The 17,209-nt window shown below is 34.2% G+C and carries 18 protein-coding genes; 1 reads left to right on the forward strand and 17 read right to left on the reverse strand.

Annotated features, from left to right (window positions below; genetic code table 11):
* Window positions 1-2: 2 nt before the first annotated feature.
* The 8 genes from STERM_RS18580 to STERM_RS18615 form a co-directional block, all read right to left on the reverse strand.
* Window positions 3-470 (reverse strand): hypothetical protein, encoded by a 468-nt coding sequence (locus STERM_RS18580; RefSeq protein WP_012863163.1) that lies wholly within the window; start codon window positions 468-470, stop codon window positions 3-5.
* A gap of 260 nt (window positions 471-730) precedes the next feature.
* Entirely contained in the window at window positions 731-1,360 is a 630-nt protein-coding gene (locus STERM_RS18585) for a ribulose-phosphate 3-epimerase (RefSeq protein WP_012863164.1), read from the reverse strand.
* 4 nt (window positions 1,361-1,364) lie between these two features.
* Window positions 1,365-2,183 carry a BtpA/SgcQ family protein gene (locus STERM_RS18590; protein ID WP_012863165.1) on the reverse strand — a complete coding sequence of 273 codons (819 nt, stop codon included), beginning with the start codon at window positions 2,181-2,183 and terminating at the stop codon, window positions 1,365-1,367.
* Between the two features lie 58 nt (window positions 2,184-2,241).
* Window positions 2,242-3,564 (reverse strand): PTS galactitol transporter subunit IIC, encoded by a 1,323-nt coding sequence (locus STERM_RS18595; RefSeq protein ID WP_012863166.1) that lies wholly within the window; start codon window positions 3,562-3,564, stop codon window positions 2,242-2,244.
* Between the two features lie 20 nt (window positions 3,565-3,584).
* Window positions 3,585-3,860, reverse strand: coding sequence for a PTS sugar transporter subunit IIB (locus tag STERM_RS18600; protein ID WP_012863167.1), 276 nt, complete (start codon window positions 3,858-3,860; stop codon window positions 3,585-3,587).
* 26 nt (window positions 3,861-3,886) lie between these two features.
* A complete protein-coding gene (locus STERM_RS18605; RefSeq protein WP_012863168.1) occupies window positions 3,887-4,987 on the reverse strand; it encodes a M42 family metallopeptidase in 1,101 nt (366 codons plus the stop codon).
* An 18-nt stretch (window positions 4,988-5,005) separates the two neighbouring features.
* Entirely contained in the window at window positions 5,006-5,458 is a 453-nt protein-coding gene (locus tag STERM_RS18610; protein WP_012863169.1) for a PTS sugar transporter subunit IIA, read from the reverse strand.
* Window positions 5,459-5,467: 9 nt separating this feature from the next.
* Window positions 5,468-7,585 (reverse strand): BglG family transcription antiterminator, encoded by a 2,118-nt coding sequence (locus STERM_RS18615; protein WP_012863170.1) that lies wholly within the window; start codon window positions 7,583-7,585, stop codon window positions 5,468-5,470.
* Window positions 7,586-8,088: 503 nt separating this feature from the next.
* On the opposite strand from STERM_RS18615, the gene STERM_RS18620 reads away from it, so the two are divergent.
* Entirely contained in the window at window positions 8,089-8,544 is a 456-nt protein-coding gene (locus STERM_RS18620) for a hypothetical protein (protein WP_012863171.1), read from the forward strand.
* A 134-nt stretch (window positions 8,545-8,678) separates the two neighbouring features.
* Here the strand turns inward: STERM_RS18620 and STERM_RS18625 are convergent, their stop codons facing one another.
* The 9 genes from STERM_RS18625 to STERM_RS18665 form a co-directional block, all read right to left on the reverse strand.
* Entirely contained in the window at window positions 8,679-8,984 is a 306-nt protein-coding gene (locus STERM_RS18625) for a barstar family protein (protein WP_012863172.1), read from the reverse strand.
* Window positions 8,985-9,091: 107 nt separating this feature from the next.
* Window positions 9,092-10,111: a hypothetical protein gene (locus STERM_RS18630; protein WP_012863173.1), complete on the reverse strand. Its 1,020-nt coding sequence runs from the start codon at window positions 10,109-10,111 to the stop codon at window positions 9,092-9,094.
* 202 nt (window positions 10,112-10,313) lie between these two features.
* Window positions 10,314-12,218, reverse strand: a complete 1,905-nt coding sequence (locus tag STERM_RS18635) for a PTS fructose transporter subunit IIABC (protein ID WP_012863174.1) — start codon at window positions 12,216-12,218, stop codon at window positions 10,314-10,316.
* Between the two features lies 1 nt (window position 12,219).
* Window positions 12,220-13,134 carry a 1-phosphofructokinase gene (gene pfkB / locus STERM_RS18640; RefSeq protein ID WP_012863175.1) on the reverse strand — a complete coding sequence of 305 codons (915 nt, stop codon included), beginning with the start codon at window positions 13,132-13,134 and terminating at the stop codon, window positions 12,220-12,222.
* On the reverse strand, window positions 13,134-13,871 hold the full coding sequence (locus STERM_RS18645; RefSeq protein ID WP_012863176.1) for a DeoR/GlpR family DNA-binding transcription regulator: 738 nt from the start codon (window positions 13,869-13,871) through the stop codon (window positions 13,134-13,136). Before STERM_RS18645 ends, pfkB begins: the two co-directional genes overlap by 1 nt.
* Window positions 13,872-14,051: 180 nt before the next feature.
* Entirely contained in the window at window positions 14,052-14,666 is a 615-nt protein-coding gene (locus tag STERM_RS18650; protein WP_012863177.1) for a non-canonical purine NTP pyrophosphatase, read from the reverse strand.
* Window positions 14,667-14,919: 253 nt separating this feature from the next.
* A complete protein-coding gene (locus STERM_RS18655) occupies window positions 14,920-15,750 on the reverse strand; it encodes a 4Fe-4S binding protein (RefSeq protein ID WP_012863178.1) in 831 nt (276 codons plus the stop codon).
* Window positions 15,751-16,240: 490 nt separating this feature from the next.
* Window positions 16,241-16,768 (reverse strand): DUF4352 domain-containing protein, encoded by a 528-nt coding sequence (locus STERM_RS18660; RefSeq protein ID WP_012863179.1) that lies wholly within the window; start codon window positions 16,766-16,768, stop codon window positions 16,241-16,243.
* A gap of 144 nt (window positions 16,769-16,912) precedes the next feature.
* Window positions 16,913-17,122, reverse strand: coding sequence for a hypothetical protein (locus STERM_RS18665; RefSeq protein WP_012863180.1), 210 nt, complete (start codon window positions 17,120-17,122; stop codon window positions 16,913-16,915).
* Window positions 17,123-17,209: the final 87 nt, after the last annotated feature.

The raw sequence follows: 17,209 nt of genomic DNA on the forward strand, positions 1-17,209 counted from the left end.
CTTTAATATTTCTGTTTAATTAAATCCACTGAAATAACAATATCCTCCTTATCCAAAAATACTATCATATATTTCCGTCTTACTCCGCTCTCTCCATAAAACTGAAACCCTCTTTTTTCTGCCTCAATGACATACTGAAGACTGTTGGAATAACCATTTTTATTCTGATATCCGTCACCAATAATAAATTTTGGATTTCCCGGCCCCAGAACAGCACTCACCTCATTTTTTGTTAATCCGGACAGTTTTTTTGATTTTATAATCTTTTTTGCCATTTTAGTACGTCTTCTTGATATTTTGAACATCTCGAATGATGATAATGCCTTACTTTCTTCAAATGATTCCGACATATCATAAACCATATAGAAATCATTGGTATTTTTCCAGTAATTCTCATCAAAATCAACCTTACCCGTACAGGAGCTGAAGATCAAAATCAATACCAGCATAAGCGGAATTCTTTTTTTCATTTTTTTCTCCATTTGAATATTTTTCTATTTACTCTATTATACCATAATTATGAAAACAATTTAAATAATCTTAAATATATGAATTTTCTTTTCTTTTTTATTCTGATTAAAAAAATAACCATATTTTCTGCTTGACTTTTTCTGATTAACTTATATAATTAAGAAAAAGACTGACTAAAAAACATTGTACTTTTTTATTAAACCTATGCTATCTGTCCAGGATTCTATAGATTTAATTTTCGTTTTTAGTCAGTCTTCTTTTATTTATAATTTATCCTTTTCAGAAAATCCTCGGGATTTTCTCTGTCAAATATCTCTCTGCCCATTACTGCATAATCTATCTGTTTTTTTTTCAAAAATTCCAGATGTTCCTCTTTTACTCCGCCGTCTACCCATAATTCCAGTCTTTTCTCACCCAGCGCTTCCTCTATATTTTCCAAAACTGCCGGATTAAATATCTGTCCTCTAAAATCCGGTTCCGATGTCATAAACATTACTGCATCTGTTATTCCGAATAGATATCTGTAATTTTTCAAATCAGAACATGGATTTAATGCTATCCCTGCTCTTATTCCCAGAGATTTTATTTTATTCAGCACCTCGCTTAAATATCTGCATGACTCTACATGTATAAAAATTATGCAGCAGCCCGTGTTTTTCAGTTCATTAATATAATTCTCAGGATTGCTTACCATAAGATGCACTGAAAAAGGCAGCTTATAATTTTCTCTTATCTGTCTCACAGTTTTCAGCCCAAATGTAATATTTGGTATAAAATTACCGTCTTCTATGTCTATGTGCAAATTCTCATAATATCTGCTTCCGATTCTGCCTAATTCTTTCTCAATATTATATTGACTGGCAGAAGCTATAGAAGGAAGAATTTTCATATTATCACAAACCTTTTGAACTTCTGAATTTCTTTACCTTATCCATAAATTCTTTTACTCTTGCCTTATCTACATGATTTTCAAACTTTCCGTCATATTTAAACGTAGTTCCCACTACTGCCCCGTCTGCAATAGACAGCTGTTCCTCCACATTATTCAGTCTTACCCCTGTATTGGCAAAAATTACTGTTTCTCCTGCCACATCCTTTACCTGCTTTAATACTGCAGAATCTGTCTCGCTTCCTGCTGTAAGTCCGGATACGCACAGTGCATCTGGTCTGTTATTAAATATAGTTGATCTTGCTACATCCTTTATATCTCTGTCTGCCAGATATCTTGCTGCTTCCGGTACAATATTAAAGAGCAGCTTTACATTTTCCGCACCGATTCTTCTCTGATGTCTTATAGTTTCACCTATATTAGTATTCCAGATACCAAAGTCACTGGCATAAACTCCTGTAAATATTTCTCTTACGAATTTTGCATCTGTTGCTGCTGCAAGATCGAGTGATTTTTTTGCATCCCATAACACATTTACCCCGTAAGGAATTTTTATTTCAGATTTTAATTCTCCTATTATTCTTGCCATAGCTGCTACAGTTTCAGTTTTTACTTCTGTAAGATAAGGAAGCGAAAATTCATTTGAAAACATAACCGCATCCACTCCGCCTTCCTGAAGTGCCAGAAAATCCTCTCTTGCTTTTTCCATCACATAAGCCATACCTTTTTCCTTGTCATAATAAGGGTCTCCGGGCAACGGCAGCAAATGACACATTGCTATTATCGCCTTTTCTGTTCCAATCACATCTTTTAACCAACTCATTTTTATTCCTCCTATATATTGTTATTTGTACAAAACATTATTTATATCTCCATAGATATCAATCTGCAAGTGCTTTTTTTCTGTTATAATATACAGCACCCGCTGCCAATGCCAGAAGACACACTATTCCTATTATTCCGAATCTCATAAACTGTGTAATAACCCAGTCAAAAACATTTCCTACTGCCAGTGCCGATATCTTTGCATCTCCCTGTGTAAGCCCCAGCTGTCCGTCTACTGCCATCTGTGTAAAGTACGGTGCAAAATAGCTCGCTATCAGTAAAACTATTACCATATTTATTACAGAGCTTATAAGTGTTCTAAGCATATCACCCTTATGTATTACAGTAGCCATACATATAAAGAACGGTTCAAACGGAAGATCAGCCAGCGGAAGCACTGTATTTCCGGGAAGTATAGCCGCTATCAGTATCATTATCGGTATTAATATTATTCCTACGGATATTGTGGTAGGATGTCCCAAGGTAACCGCCGAATCCATCCCGATATAGAATTCCTTTCCTTGAAAATGTTTATTAAAGAATTTTTTTGCTGCTTCTGAAATCGGCAAAAGTCCTTCAACAATAATTTTTATCATTCTCGGAAACAGTATCATAATTCCTACTACTGCTATTATCAGAGTTAATGCGTCTCTCAGTCCGTATCCCGCAAGCAGGCTGAATAAAATTCCCAAGGCTATTCCTATTATTACAGGATCTCCTATCATTCCGAATTTTTTTTGAATAAACTGTGAATCTATTTTTTTATTTTTCATAAAGGGTATTTTGTTATAGAGACATTCAAGCAGATAGAACAGTGGTACTGTACTTGCCCCGTATCCCTGACATATGGATATTCCGTCTATCCCAATTATATTCTGTACCCTTTTGGCTGTAAAATCAGCTGATATGAGACAGAACGCCGCATGAAACATTGCTCCTGCTAAGCCGAATATAAGACTTCCTGTCATCAGATAAACTATTGATCCTGTAATCGAATAATGCCAGTAATTATAAATATCAATATTCATTGTCTTAGTTACTCTCAAAAAAAGCAAAACTATATTCAGAACAAATATTACCGGAATTACCAAGGCTCCCACCGCTGTGGCATATCCTACACCTGATGCAGTTCCCGAGCCTACATCAATCACATTCAGATTTAATCCGAATCTTTTTACCATAATATCTACTGCCGGGTTCAGATACTGCACTACCACGCCGACCACAAGATTCATTCCCAGAAAACCTACTCCGGCTGTTACTCCGGCTTTTATTGATTTTAGAAAGCTCAGTCTGAAAAGAAGAGCCACCAAAATCAGTACAATCGGTACAAAAACCATACCTCCGAGACTCAAAATATAGTTAATAAATCCCTGCATGTTATCCTCCTTCTATTTTACTAAGATAAAATTTCCAATAATTTTTCAGTGGCTTCTTCTTCATTTATGCCTGTCAAAAAAGCCGTTCCAAGCAGTACAGGCGCATTATATTCCTCATCCACCCTCATTGACGTAACTATCAAATCAACATTTGATGCATTAGATGCTATTTCTGACAAAATACACTGGTTTATTACACAGTCGATTCCCTTTTCTTCAAGAATTCCTTTTATTTTTTCAGAAATCATTGTAGAAGTCGCCATTCCTGTTCCGCAGGCTACAAGTATTTTTTTCATGTTTTTTCCTCTCCTTTTATTTGATTTTATTTACATAACTGATCTTTGCCAAATTCCATTTCAGGACTGTAATTTTTCAAAAAAGTATAAAGAAATTTATACATATTTTCCAGATCCTCCATACTTATTACTTCTACAGGGGCATGTGTATATCTTGTGGGAATAGAGATACTTCCCGTTACTGTTTTAGCATTCTCAAACAGTATGTAGGCTGTTTCGGTAAGCACTCCCAGAGCCACTTCCCTTTGAAACGGAATGTTATTTTCCCTGCATATTTTTTCAAGATATGCCGAAAATTTTCTGTTGGGAAGATATCCTGCAAGCGTCCCTCTGCCGTGATGATTCATATAAGTAATGCCCGGTCCTTTTCCTATTACTACGTCTGAATATCCTGCAAGATCCGGTGTATCACATGAAGGTGTCACATCTACACCTATTGCTATATCAGGGTTTATCTCTTTTACAGCCGGCATGATTCCTCTTATATTGAACTCCTCCTGAACGCTGAAAACTATATAGAGTTCATAATCCAGCTTTTCTTTTTGTATTTCTTCCGCAAGACACAATAGTGCTGCCAGCGGTGCCCTGTCATCCATTGCCTTATTGCTTACAAGATTATTTGCCAGCTCGTTAAAGTTACTTTTGACTGTTACCGGATTCCCGGGTTCTATTCCCAGCTTGTATACATTTTCTTTTGAAACAGCACCTATATCAACATAAAGCTTCTCATAAGAACCTATAATTCCTTTTTCATCAGGCTTTAGATAATGATGTGATTTCACTCCCACCACACCGGTTACAGTTCCTTTGCTGCCTGCTATTTCTACCACTGAACCCGGAAGCGTGTTCAAATTTACCGAACCCAGTTTTTCTACTCTCAAAAACCCGCTGTTTTCTATCTTTCTGACTACAAGCCCTACTTCGTCCATATGTCCGAATAACATAACTTTTTTGCTGTTTTCCCGCGAAGAATCAAATTTCACCGTAAGGTTTCCTATAGAGTCCGCTTTTATATGATCTGCCTTATTTTTCAGCTTTTCATACAGATACTTTATTACTTCATCTTCATATCCTGAATTTCCCTGTAATTCTGTAAGCTCTCTTACATATTTTTTCATTTTGTCCATTGTTCCTCCTTTTTCACTTTATTTGAATGTTTCATCCAAGAGATCATAAATCTCATCTTTTGTTACGGATTTTTTTATTTTTTCAAGCTTTCCGGAATCCTGTATAAGATTCGAAAGTCTCATTAAATAATCAATATGCTTATCTCTGTTATGAAAAACCAGTCCAAAAACTATATTTACGCCGATCATTCCTTTATCCTCGGCATTTTGAAATTCTACAGGCTTTTCCAGTGTAAGCACTACCAGCTTGTCTGCCCTGCTGTTCACAGGATCGGCATGCGGCATTGCTATATTTATATTTTTCAGCTGAAATCCCGTAGGAAACTTCTCTTCCCTTTTGTTAACAGCCTCTTCATATGTATCAGTCACATAATTTCTTTTTTTTAGTTCATCTGCAATAAATCCAAACAGTTCACTTTTATTTTCAAAATTCATATTTATAAAAATAAGGTCTTTGTCAATTTCTCTCATGTTTTCCTCCTATATCTTTATTTTCTCCCAGCCGGACTTTATCTCCCTGTATACCTCATCACCCGAATTTTTTTCTGAGATTTTTTTATACAGATCACAGTTTTCTATGACCCTGTGTAATTCCAAAAGCCCGAATGTATGTTCCTTTTTATCACGGCTGCATAATGTGATTACACAGTTAATAAAGTGATTTTCAGGAAATTCCACCCCTTCTTTTATATAAAGAAATGACAATCCTGCTTTTCTAACTTTTTCAAGATAATTCCCGTGTCCCAATATAAAGTTCTTTTTCAAAACCATATATGTCCCGTGTTTATAGACCATGTCTATTACACTTTCTACATATTCCCATTCTGTGTAGCCGTTATCCACCAGAATACGGCCGGATATTTCCATTGCTTCCTGCCAGTTTTTTACACTGTTTACCACTTTTATATTTTCCTTCGGAAGGAGTTCCAGAAGATTCTTTCTGTGAGATTCCATTATTTTTTCATCCTCTGTACTGAATATCTTCTCAAGCCCTTCTGTGAGCTCTTTGCTATTTCTTACGTCACAGTTCTCCTTTATCACTTTAAGAACCTCATGCATGTAATATTCCCTGCTTGCATTTTTCCTTTTTATCCCCAGCTGTTCTATATTCTTTTTATCCTGAAGATTAGGTATGGTATTTATTGTAAGATACGGCTTATCAGGCAGCTCCTTTATTTTTACAGTGGAAAGAATTATATCCGTTTTATCCAGATTATATTTTTCCAGCTGATATACAGGAATAAGATCCGTTATCTCCACATTAAATTCCTCACTGATTATCTTTTTCAAAAGCTTTGAAGTTCCATAGCCGAGTCCGCATACAATAAGGATTCTTTTCTTTCCAAGATTATAATTTCTGTCAATTGACATTTTGAAATGTATTGTAATAAAGGCTATTTCATCTTTATTAAGTTTTTCATCCAGATACTGTTCATATCCTGCTATTCTTTTTTCCACAATACCGAACAAAAATGGTACTTCATCTTCTACCTCCTTATAAATACTGTTTTTCAGCTTTATATTGTTTTTTATTCTGTAGGCTGCCAGCTTCATATGATAGATAAGATCATTTAACAGGATTAGATCATTTGTCATATCTAGATTTATATCTGACGACACTTTTGATATGAGATTTTCCAGAATTTGTTTTACCTGTTTCCATGAATTATTTACATCATAATTCTTATTTTCAATGTATATCTCTACTATTTTTATTATTTCCTGAGGTGTCAGCTTTATATCCGCTTTATTTTCCAGAATATTTATATGTGATTTTATGATTTTATGCTCCTTTATATTTTCCAGAAATAAAACATCATCAAGATCTTCTTTAAGGTATTTCTTATTTCTTATACGAAGAATCATTAACCGCAGATAATTCATAATATAGTTATGCAGAACATCAGAAAATTTTTCATTCATATCTTCGTTTATTTCTTCCAGATATTCTCTAATTGCTCTTTCTGTCTGCAAATTGCTTTCCTCTTTTTCTGCTTTTGTCCCGCTGTATGAATTCAGAAATATCTGCTTCAGATTTCTTTTAAAAACATCTATTTTATCTCTCTGATCTGTACCAAAAGATTCTAAACCGCTTTCCAGAAGGATATTCAGAATCATTCTTCTTATACTGTCTTCACTGCCTTGTACCTTCAGTCCCTTTTTGGCTATCTGTACCAGCTTCAGGCCATTTTTTCCGAGTATCAGCTTTAGTTCCCTTATGTCATTTTTTAGTGTAGACAGGCTTACTCCTATTTCATCCAGCACAGACTGTATGGTAAATGTCCCTGTTTTCAAAAGTATAAAAATAAGTACCAGTCTCTGCCTCTCATCTTTACTGAATATATAATCCTCATCTTTTATTATAAAAGTACTGTTCTCAAGTAAAATTCTGTCCTCGCTGCCAAAAAAAAGTTCTCCTTTTGCTGTTGTTTTTATAACAGGAAGTTTTTCTTTATTCAGATAGAAATTTATATTATCCAGTTTATATCTGATATTTCTGTCGGTGGTATTATATTTTTTCACCAGCTCTCCGGGAAATACAGATTCATTTTTTATTATTTCATTTAGAATAGAACAATCCAGATTATTTATACTCATATGTTTCTCCTTCCATGATCATTTATACCTTATTATTTTTTATTTTTAAAGTTTAAGCTTTTTCCTAAATAGAAGAAAAGATTTATCTGTTTCTGAAATTTTTTTTATATTTTTTTCAATAACAGCATATATTTGACGTCATGATTATCTGTTAAATTTTTCCATCAGAATATTTTCCCGAATTTTCGGCTGTACATTTTGATATATCAAATTTTCAGCATGTTATTTCTATATTAATTATATCTCATCTTAATAACAGCAATATTTGCCTAAAAATAAAACTACTGTTTTTTTTAGTTAAACATCAATGAATATTTTTTACGAAAAAAATAAATGTTATATATGATGGTTATACATCAGACAGTAAAATCAGAGGTTAAGCCTGATGAGAGCCAGGACCGGCATTTCAGACACAGATATTTTCTTTCAAAATATTTTTATCCGGTTGTATTCATTTTTATAATAATATATAATTTATTATAAACAAATCAGGGAGGTATAAAATGGTTCATTTAGTTTACTGTGACAATAAAGAAAAAGTTCTTGAGAAGATTCTTGACGGTTCAAAAACAATGATAGTCAGAGGCGCTGCCGGGAGAAAAATTCCGCACAGCAGAGTTTTTGATGATGAAATACTGTATTTTATGAAAAAAGGCAGTAAAAAAATTTCTGCCAAAGCCAGAGTTAAAAATGTCCAAAATTTTCTGAAATTAACAGATCAGGAAATAAAAGAAACTCTTGAAAAAAATCAGGACAAGCTGATGCTGTCGGAAAAACAAAAAGAGAGATGGCATAAAAAATGTCTGTGTCTGATAGAATTTGACAATCTGGAGGAAATTACCCCTTTAGACTTTGATCATCAGGGAAATATGGATGACTGGCTGATAATTGAAAAAATTGAAGATGTGGTAGTAGGAACGAGTATTCCTTATAACTATGAAAAATCAAAATTTAAATAAATTTATTATTTGATCTGTCTGATTTATAAATATAAAAACTGATTTGTATACTTTCAAAATGAAAGAGTGCAAATCAGTTTTATTTTATAAAAATTAATTATATAATTTTTTATATTAATATTCTAAATTTTTATCTAATCTAAAATAAGCTTTGTTCTGAACAGCGAAAAAAGATTATTGTATCTTTCCAGAGTATTTACCAGAATCTCGGCATCCTGCGGAAGATCCTTCTTTAGAATTTTATAGCCTTTAATTATTGTAACTTCCGGCAGCTGTACAAGTCCGGTAATAGCATCCCAGAAAGCATCCCAGCTCATTCCGTAAAAATGGGGAAACTCCAGTTCGGACTTCAAAAGCTTATGCAGTTCCTGAGAGTCTTTTATATTTTCCACATTAATTACAACATATTTTTTTCTTGTTCCTTCTTCTTTTACGTCCATACAAACCTCCTATCCTTATATTTTTCACAGAATTCCCGATACTAAAACTCTGCATCAATATATTTACCTCTATAATATCACAAAATTTACGTTTTTGGTCATTTTTTTTATAAATCATACTGAAATTTTCCGGGTGAATTTCCGAGAATTCCTTCCAGCATATAGAAAAACTCTTCATATTCAGAAAATACCTTATCTTTTTTTCCTGCCTTTGATACCTTGAATCCCAGAATATAAGTTTTTTTCTTTCCGTCATATCTGTATATTTTCAAATTTCTGTTTATATTCCCCACATAATAAGACGGCGGCGTGAGAGAAATCTTACTTATTTCGTTAAAATTAAAACGTTCTTCATCAAGAGATATTTCATTTGTTCTAAGCTTTATATTTTCAGGCATTTTTCTTTTTGTTCTGCCTAAACTAAATAAAACAAGCAACAAGTATATTAAAAGACATACTGCCATCCCGGCTAAGAAAAACCATGAATCCCTTTCACCGAAATAAGTCAGAAGAAAAAATAATGCCAACAGTAAAAATGATCCAAATATCAGTCCGAAATATTTTTTGAAGGCTATATTCCTGAATATTTTATTTTTATCAAGGAAAAAGTCCTTGTTTACCTCACTCAAAATTATATTCGGAGTTTCCTTTACCGTACCCTTTGTTTCGGCATTTCCGGAATATGCTATTATTAATGACATGAATTCATCGAAGTCTTTTTTAGTCAGAGCACAGACATACTTTTTTTCTTTTTTCCCGTCATCTGCTATCAGCTGTCTTGAAGTTCCTGTTGGTATACCGTTGTAACTGTTTCTGACTACATAAGAGGACATCACATACTTTTCATACGGTAATTCACGTGTGATTTTATCTCTTTTTTTAAATAAAACCCCTTTATTTGTCACTATATAATCTGGTCCGTCTACAATGCGGTAAATGGATATGATCATAACAAGTACCACTAATACTGCAGATATAATTACTGATATCAGTGTTTCGAATTTTACCAGATCAGTAAAAATATAATATGATATCAGAAAAAATATAAGACCGAGAAATATCATGCCAAACACCGGCATTATCAGTCCCAATAATGATTTATGCTTATTCTTGAAGTAATGCTCCACTTAATCTACCTCCAATTTATTTTTTAGATATTATATCATATTTTATTCATAATATATACCAGATATGACAATTGTACTTTTTTCCAGAAAAAAAAACTGTACCGAAACTACGCCGGTACAGTTTAATAAATAATATTATACAATGTTTTATCAGTAATATTGAAAAGCTTCGGTTCTGTACCTTCAAAGCCTTATTTATTTCTTAATTTACTTTCTTTTTAAGAAGCCCCAGAATAACTGCAGTAATAACAGCACCTATTAATATAGCAAGAAGATATACCCACGCATTATTTGATAAAAATGCTACTACCAGTCCTCCATGCGGTGCAGGTATGGAAATATTAAAGAACATTGATATTGCACCTGCCACTGCCGACCCTGCTATTGATGCCGGAAGCACTCTCAAAGGATCTCCTGCCGCGAATGGTATTGCTCCCTCAGTAATAAAGGACAATCCCATTATATAGTTTGTTTTTCCTGCTTCACGTTCTTCCGTATTGAATTTATTCTTAAATATAGTAGTAGCAAGAGCTATTCCTAAAGGCGGCACCATTCCTCCGGCCATTACTGCTGCCATTATCGGTGTTCCGTATTCTCCTGCCGCAGCTGTAGCCAGCGTACCTGTGGCAAATACATAAGCCGCTTTATTTACAGGACCTCCCATATCCACAGCCATCATTCCGCCCAGTATAATTCCCAGCAGTATTCTGCTTGTTCCGCCCATTGTCTGAAGCCAGTGTACAAGACTTTCATTTATAAATCTTACAGGCGGATTCAGTATGATTATCATCAGCACACCTGTAAGCAGCACTGTCAATAAAGGATAAAGCAGAATAGCTTTTATTCCGTTCAAACTCTTAGGCAGTCCTTTTAATGATGCAATGACCAGCTTCGTAACATAACCGGCAAGGAATCCGGCAAGCATGGCACCAAGAAACCCTGAACCTCCTGAAACTGCTAATGCTCCGCCGACAAAGCCTGCTGTAAGAGCTGGTCTTTCTCCTATACTGTATGCAATATATGCTCCCAAAATAGGAATAAACAGACCAAATGCCGCTCCCCCGATATCCATAAATAATTTCGCAATATATGTAGTACTTCCAAGAGCCGAGCTTCCAGCAGCATCTGCTGCTCCCTGTACTCCTGCCAGCTTATCAAATAAAAATGCCAGTGCTATTAATATACCTCCGCTCACTACGAAAGGCAGCATAAATGATACTCCTGTCATCAAATGCTTATAAATCCCAGTTTTCTCCTTAGATGCTCCTTTTCCGCCTGAGCTAGTTTCACCTGAACCTGCGAATACAGGCATATCTCCGGCAACAGCTCTTTGGATAAGACCTTTTGCATCACGTATAGCTTCTTTTGTTCCTGTCTGTATTACTTTTTTACCGCTGAATCTGTCTGTTTCTATTCCTCTGTCTATTGCAAGTATTACACCTTTTGCTTTTTCTATATCTTCTGCGGTAAGCTTATGCTTTACTCCGTCAGTTCCGTTAGTTTCCACTTTTATCGGCACACCCAGCTCGGCTGCTGCTTTTTTTAATGCTTCTTCTGCCATATACGTGTGTGCTATCCCTGTAGGACACGCTGTTGCCGCTATTATGAAATTATCACTGCTGTTATCCGCTTCTGCATTTTCTTCCAGCTTTGCACTTTCTTTTTTGTTTATTAGATCAAGTATCTCTTCCTTAGTCCCCATCTCAAGTATATTTGTTCTGAAATCTGTATCCAAAAGCATCTGAGTCAGTCTTGCCAAAGTTTCTATATGTGCATTATTGGCGTCCTCAGGTGCTGCTATCATAAAAAATATAGTTGACGGCTCCCCGTCCAATGATTCATAATCTATCCCTTTTTTGCTTCTCCCGAATGCAAGTGCAGGTTTTTTTACATATTTTGTTTTGGCATGAGGAATTGCTATTCCTTCTTCCAAAGCTGTAGAGCTTAATGCTTCCCTGTTTTTTATCTCACCCATAAATCCTTCAAGGTCGTCTATAATTCCCGTACTAAGAAACATTTCGGCAAGTTCATTGATTACATCTTCTTTGGTTACCGACTGTAAATCCAGATTCATTCTTTCTTTAATCAGCAGTTCAGTAATTTTCATCCTATACTCCTTCCTTTTTTAGAGTAACTTCATTATAAAGTCTATATATTAAATCCTTTTCTCCCAAACCATACGAATAAGCAGTAGCAGATCCCGAAGCTACGGCAAGCCTGAAAGAATCTTCAGGTGATCTGCCTGTTTCTATTCCGGCTATAAATCCTGCTACCATGGAATCTCCGGCTCCCACGGAATTTATAAGCTCTCCTTTAGGTGCTTCGGCAAGGTATGCCCCTTCTTTATTTACCAGCAGAGCTCCCTTACCGCCCATTGAAACTATAACATTTTTTACATTTCTTTCCAGAAAATAAGCACACTTTTTTATTATGTCGGCTGTAGTACTGAGCCTTGTCTCGAACATCTCTTCCAATTCGGCTATATTAGGTTTTATCAAAAAATTCCCGTTTAGATTTTCTTTTAAAAGGTTTCCTCTTGTATCCAGAACTATCTTTGTACCTTCCGGAAGCATTTCTGCAAGCTTCTTATATATATTTCTTTCAATACTTCCCGGAATACTCCCTGAAAGTATAAGAATATCATCCTTCTGCAATTTTGATATTTTTTCAATAAGTTTTTCTTCTGCTTCCTTTGTTATTTTCGGTGACAAACCGGCTATTTCAGTCTCTTTGGAATTATTGTTTATTTTTACATTTATTCTTGTTATACCGTCCAGTTCCACAAAGTCCGATTCTATTCCCTCGTCATAAAGATTTTTTTTTATAAAGTCTCCTGTAAAGCCTGCTGTATAACCCAGAGCCTTCGATTTTATTCCCAGATTGGCAAGAAGCTTCGATACATTAATTCCCTTTCCTCCTGCTCTGATATTAACCTCTTTTGATAAATTCAGGTCTCCCTCCTGAAAACTGTCCATATATATATCATAATCCAGTGCAGGATTAAGAGTTAGTGTATATATCATTATATTTCCTCCTTTAACATGTATTTGTTATATCTGCTGTCTGTAAAATCATCTGTTATGAGTATACAGTTTTCTACATTACCGAATTTTACACTGGATGACATGCCGAATTTTTCTTTATCCGCTAAGATATATGTTGTATCTGATATTTCCAGTATTTTTTCTTTTAGAATAGCTTCTTTTATGTCCGGCGTCATAAGACCCTTATCGATATCCACTCCGTTTACCCCCAGAAAGCTTATGTCAAATCTGTATTTTTCTATATTTTTCAAAGCTTCTATTCCGACTACAGCTTTAGTGGTTGGCTTTACCTCGCCGCCGATTATAATTGTCCTGATTTTACACTGTATCAATTTATCAAGATGCATTAATCCGTTAGTAACAACTGTTATGTTCTTATTTTTCAGATACTCTATCATATAATATGTAGTCGAACCGGCATCAAGAAATATAAAATCACCCTTTTTTACAAGCCTTGCTGCCCTTTTGGCAATTTTTTTCTTTGCCTCGACATTCTCCTCAAATTTTATATTTATTTCCGGTTCAAAATTAATCTTTCTTTTGGCGACTATCCCTCCGCTGACTTTACTCAGAAGGTCTCTGCCTTCAAGCTTATTTATATCTCTTCTTATTGTCGCTATGGAAACATTCAAAAATTCTTCTATTTCCTCATATGATAATCTACCCTTTTCCTCTAATTTTTTTAGAATTATCTCATGTCTTTCTATTTCAAACATTTTTATCACCACTTTAACTATACCACATATTTTTTTAAAGTCAATCATTTTTTTTCAAAAAAAATCATTTTTGATCATAAAAAATTATTTTTGATCGTGATTAACAACTGCACCATAAAAAAATACCTGATCATTGATAATTTCAATTTTCAGGTAATTCATTTATATTTTTAATTTCTTTTACTGCTTTATTTTTTTTAAAACCATTTCAAAAAAATTTCTAAATCCTTCCTCATGCCCGAACGAATCCTTCTCTTCTTCCATTTCCACATAGTATTTTCCGGATTTCATATGTATGGAAATACTGTCCAGAGGATAACCCTCAGTTTGTATCCTATGCCGAAACGGGGACAGGATAAATCTTTCTCCCGAAATATCATCTCCGCTGTAGCTGAAAATATTTTTTTCATCTGCAATGAGACATATCGCATTACGGTATCTTGCTTTACATTTTCCGCTGAAAGTACCTGCCAGCTTTGAATAATATTCTATCATCTCATTATCACTCATATATATTCCGTTAACTCTCCGCACATGCACCCCGGGCTGAATATTTTCATCCAGTCCCTCAATAAAGAGACCTGAATCACATGAAAAAACGGGCATTTTCAAAATTTTGTAGTAAGCCAGAGCCTTTATTTCTGCATTTTTCAAAGGATCATTCCCTGATTCATCCACATCAGGAAGAATAATACCGGTATCTGATAAACCGGTTATTTCCAGATCCAGTCCGCCTAATATCTTTCTCATATCCTCAAGCTTTGCTTTATTTTTTGTACCATATATGATTTTCATCTGTCCACCGCCTTATTTCCCATTATATCATAACCTGTCAAGCCATTTAAAGGAAAAATATTCTATGCCTGCTAAATTTCCAAATAAAATAACAGCAGTCGGAATATTAATATTCTTAAGCTTTTCTAAAATAAAAAAACAGAAAAATCTATCCTTGCCGATATACTTTTCTGTTTTTTAAAGCTTTATTTTTAATATATAATATTATTATTTCGGATCTTATTACAGTTAATCTGCATACAGCAGCAAAATTTTATAAAAAAACCTCCGGTTCTCTTCTGGCCGAGAATTTTTTTTCAAAAATCTTACTTGCTAAAGCATAGCGTACTCCGGAAAAGCCTCTGCTGTTCGTCGGACATGCTGTAAAACATGCCGTACACCTAATACATACTTTTCTGTTTATCTTTTCGGGCTGTTCTGTAGAAATTGCATTTACAGGACAGATTCCGGCACAGAGTCCGCATTTCCTGCATGTTTTTTGTACAGATGGATTTAATGGGATTGCGGCAGGCTCTCTATACGGGAAATTTCCCTTTACTTCAAAGTTTATTTCCTTAATATCCGGAATGGATTCGAATTTTTCACAGCTGTCTTTTGCAAACCTTCTTACAGCCTGTTTATCTTTTATATCAGGTCTCAGATATCCTACTCCCGGAAAAATCGAATGCTGGGCAATAAAAGCTCCTGCACTGATCACTATAAATCCGTTTTCTCCCAAAATAGTTTTTAGTTCAAGCAGTGCATCGTCATAATCTCTGTTGCCATATATCACAGCAGCTATTACAGGTGTATTATTTCCTTTTATCTTTGAAAGACTTTCAGCACATACGGCTGGTATCCGACCTGCATATACAGGCATTCCCACCACTACAAAATCTTCATTTCCAAATGATATTTCTTCTTCAGGAGGATTATTTAGCAAATCATATTCTTCTTTTTTCCGCGAAAAATATTTGGTAATTTCATTTACAATAGTTTTCGTTGTTCCTGTAGGACTGAAATAAATTTCCTTCATATGGTTATATTCCATTAATACGCTCCCTCCATTTTCTATATTCGATTCTATTGCCGAATATTTCACCATTTTTAACCTCTTTATTTTTATATACCAAAAAAGATCATAACATTAGATTATTTTTAAAGCTGTTTCTTCTGATTACACAGAAATTACAACAGAAAACTGATTATTTCAAATGGATTTTTTTTATTATTTTAGAACAGATTTCTGAATAAATACAGAATTGAATTTGAAATTATCTGATTATATTATTTTTTCATGTTACACTTTATAAAAAAACAGATTTAAAAACAGAAATATTAATTTTATTAAAAATACAAAAATAAAAAGGTTTTTCAGAATCAAAACCCGTTACTAAAATATATATGAATAATCACTATTATTCTATACAATATCGCAGGTTCAAAAAATTCTTCAATCTATTATACCCCGAATAATTCATTATGTCGATAGCTGTTCCTCAATATTTCCGGAATATTTTTCCAGTTGTTGCAAATCAAAGCCTCGAAATTCAAGGTATATATCATTTTAAAATATAAAAAACTATTTTAACAAATTATTGAAGTCTTATTTTCACACCGCTGCCGAATACATCCCAGATAATTGCTTCATCTCCGTACTCAACCGGTATTTTAAATACAATTTTACTTTCTTTAGCTTCTTCAGGCTTTATCTGTCCGGAAAATGCCCCATAACCCGGCTCATCTGTTTTTACGCTGTCTATTTCCAGCATATACTCCGCTTCCCCCAGAAGTATTTTCCCCGAATTCGGCAGATTTTTATTTTCGCTGTTTTTGTTTTTGACCATTACATCTATAACAAAATATTCTGCTCCTTCTTCTTTATTTAACAATATTTTTGAGTCATTTTTTAAAGAATCGGAGAGACTTGTTTTTATAATAGTAATTTCAAAATGATCCGCTAAGAACGGCTTGTTAAACCTCACCAGCCTTACTTTTTTTTCACCTACCTCATAAGTTTTCACTGCTTTGTAATTCTTCACAAAAAGTCTGCAGCCTATACCGCCTGCAGCTAAAATCACAAGAAAAATAACCCCTGAAATTAAGATTCTTTTTCTTTTCATTTTTGCTCACATCCTTATACTAAATTAAACATTTAATTTCCAAAAATCATATTAATATTTTATACAGTAAAACAGCTTTCTTACAGTTATTCCTCCAGTTTGACAAAAAGCTCCTCTAAAGCAATGCAGGCAGTTTCCACTTTTTCACTGTCCTGCTCGGATAAAAATCGGCTTCCCCCAGAGAGAAAATCCGTTAAATAAATACAGCTTAAGAATAATCGTTTTGGAATATAGTCCTGTTTTTTCCAGATTTCTGTAAATCTCGTTATATAATAAATCATCAAATGTATTTTCATTTCTCAGTTTTACCAGAAAATTCATTACCTTATTTTCAAAATCATTGAAATTCTCCATTTTCCAAAACCACTCCCAAAGAAAAAACTGTTTTTTATTCATAAAAATATATAAAACATTGTATCACGTACTCTGTGAAAACTCTAA

The organism is Sebaldella termitidis ATCC 33386 (genome assembly GCF_000024405.1).
Taxonomy (GTDB): Bacteria; Fusobacteriota; Fusobacteriia; order Fusobacteriales; family Leptotrichiaceae; genus Sebaldella; species Sebaldella termitidis.